Here is a 2,371-nt window from a genome sequence, read left to right as displayed (position 1 = left end):
AGGCCTGTGACCTGCGATGATGCTCTCGATCACGTATTTGTTACTTCATTACGTCCCCATAGCTGCCGCCGTCCCGGGCCGCCTCGATGGCTTCCCGTCAGCGTCAGCGACCGCCTGCCGGGATCGTCGGCATCCCTCTTGACCCGGAAGAATCTGCCGCAGTCGGGGTGCAGCAGACCCGTGCCGACCAGTTCGTCGACCGTGCCGCCGGAGGCGAACGCAGGGTTGAGCGAGATCCACGGGTCAGGCCAGCGGACCTTCGCCGCCCGCTCCTGCTCGAGATAATCTCTGATCTTCTCGTCGCGAACCTCGACGAGGGAGTCGGTGAAGGCCGCATAGTCCTCGATCAGGCTCCGATGAGTCTCGAAGACCTCCACGTACTCCCTGCCCTCCTACCCGCCAGGTCCGAACAGTGTCCGGCCAGCACATCCAGGTCGGGCGCGGCGGGCCGGGTGCGTCTGTCGACGTACCCTACGGTGATCGGCGCCCACCGTCCGGCATGACGGACCGGCTTCTGCTTCTGGTGGATCCGCCGCCTGGCCTGACCTGGCCTGACCCGGCCCGGCCTGACCGCGGCACACCGTGGGCTGTTCCGGTGGGTGTCTGTCCAGAGGCCCCGGGCCCGATTCGTCCTTGTGGACACGCACGGCCACACCGGGAACCTTGCCTGTCCAGAGGCTTCGACGTCCCTTTTATCCCTCTGGAAAGGCAAGAGAGGGGGGCTGGCTACTCGGCTATTCGAAGCGGGGCGGCTGGCCGGTCGCCTCGAGGACGGACATCCACAGATCGCCGGCCGGGTCGACCTGGTTGCGCTGGCTGATCGCGAGCGGGATCGGGATGTGGATGAACCGCCGCCGCCAGCGGCCGACGACCATCTCCGTGCGGCCGGACATCGCGGCATGCACGGCCGCGTGGGCGAGCCGGATCGTGTAGACGCTGTCGTACGGGTTCGCCGGCACGCTGCGGATCACATAGCTGGGGTCGATGTACTTCAGGTTGAGCTCGATACCCTCGGCGTCGAAGTACTCCTTGATCCGGCGGGAGAGCTCCGGGCCGATGTCGTGCAGCTTGCGGTTCCCGGACGCGTCGGTGCTCTCCGGCTGGCCGACGACGAGCTCCTGGCCGGCACCCTCGGCGACGACGACGACGGCGTGGCCGCGCTCGGCCACCCGGCGACGCACGTAGTTCAGCAGGCCGCCGTCGCCCTCCAGCTTGAACGGCAGCTCCGGGATGAGCACCACGTCCGCGTTACTCTTCGCCAGCGTCGCGTAGCAGGCGATGAATCCCGAGTGGCGGCCCATGAGCCGGACCACGCCGAGCCCGCCGGGCGCGGACGTCGCCTCGGCGTGCGCGACCCGGATGGACTCCGCGGCCTTGCCGAAGGCCGTCTGGAAGCCGAAGCTCTGGTCGATGTAGGGGATGTCATTGTCGATCGTTTTCGGGATGCCGACCACGGCGATCTTCTCCCCGCGCGTCTCGGCCTCCCGGGCAATCTGCCCGGCCCCGCGCAGGGTGCCATCACCACCGATGACAAACAGGATGTTGATGTTCATCCGGGAGAGGCAGTCGACGATCTCAGCGGGATCCTGCTGACCGCGGGAACTGCCGAGGATCGTCCCGCCGTCGTCGTCGATGTTGGCGACGCTCTCCGGGGTGAGATCGACGACGTCGTGGCCGTAGCGGGCGATGAAGCCCTGGTACCCGTTACGGAACCCGAAGATCCGCCGAACCCGGTAGTGCGAGGTCAGCTCCAGCACCAGACCGCGGATCACGTTGTTCAACCCGGGGCAGAGCCCACCACAGGTGACGATGCCCACCCGGGTCTTCGACGGGTCAAAGTAGATCTTCCGGCGCGGCCCGGCCGGCTCGAATCCGGGCAGGTCGTCGAGCGCGACACCACGCGAGGAGATCATCAGGGCAGTGTCGTCGTAGAGGACCTTGTCCGACTCATCGATATAGTGCTGCGTCGTCGGCCGCTCCCCCAGCAGCGGCAGGAGCGGGGAATCAATCCGGCAGACCCCCAGGGTCTTGACCGCCAGATCGGCATTATCCACCAGCATTGGTGCACCCACCGTTACCCGGCCCTCACGTCTCGATCGGCACTACATCAGTCTCGGTGACTTCGCTTCATACTTACCTGGACCAGAGGAGCACGGACGCCCCCGATCATCCCAGGTCTCTCCACACCGAGAGTACCGACCCAAACCACCCACCACGGCCCCGTCGACCGGATAACCCGCAACCTGCGGACGGAAACAATGGCTTCATAGGCGCGAAACCGGCGTAACAACCTGCCAACCCCGTCCCGACTTGTCCCAGGCGGACACCTCCGGGCGATGCGAGCAGGCCGTCCGAGCCGGATAACCCAAAC

General features: G+C 66.5%; 2 protein-coding genes. Both read right to left on the bottom strand.

Features of this window, described 5'->3' with window-relative positions:
- Nucleotides 1-29: 29 nt before the first annotated feature.
- Nucleotides 30-377, bottom strand: coding sequence for a hypothetical protein (locus tag AC08OQ_RS18860; RefSeq protein WP_476612282.1), 348 nt, complete (start codon nt 375-377; stop codon nt 30-32).
- Nucleotides 378-734: 357 nt separating this feature from the next.
- Nucleotides 735-2,060: an ATP-dependent 6-phosphofructokinase gene (locus AC08OQ_RS18855; RefSeq protein WP_462187134.1), complete on the bottom strand. Its 1,326-nt coding sequence runs from the start codon at nt 2,058-2,060 to the stop codon at nt 735-737.
- Nucleotides 2,061-2,371: the final 311 nt, after the last annotated feature.

Source organism: Frankia sp. CcCS3 (assembly GCF_977927575.1).
This window is presented reverse-complemented; position numbering and strand designations above follow the sequence as displayed.

What these genes read in the sequence shown, in the direction of transcription:
- AC08OQ_RS18855 (WP_462187134.1), bottom strand. Translation starts at nt 2,060, where the DNA reads ATGCTGGTGGATAATGCCGATCTGGCGGTCAAGACCCTGGGGGTCTGC.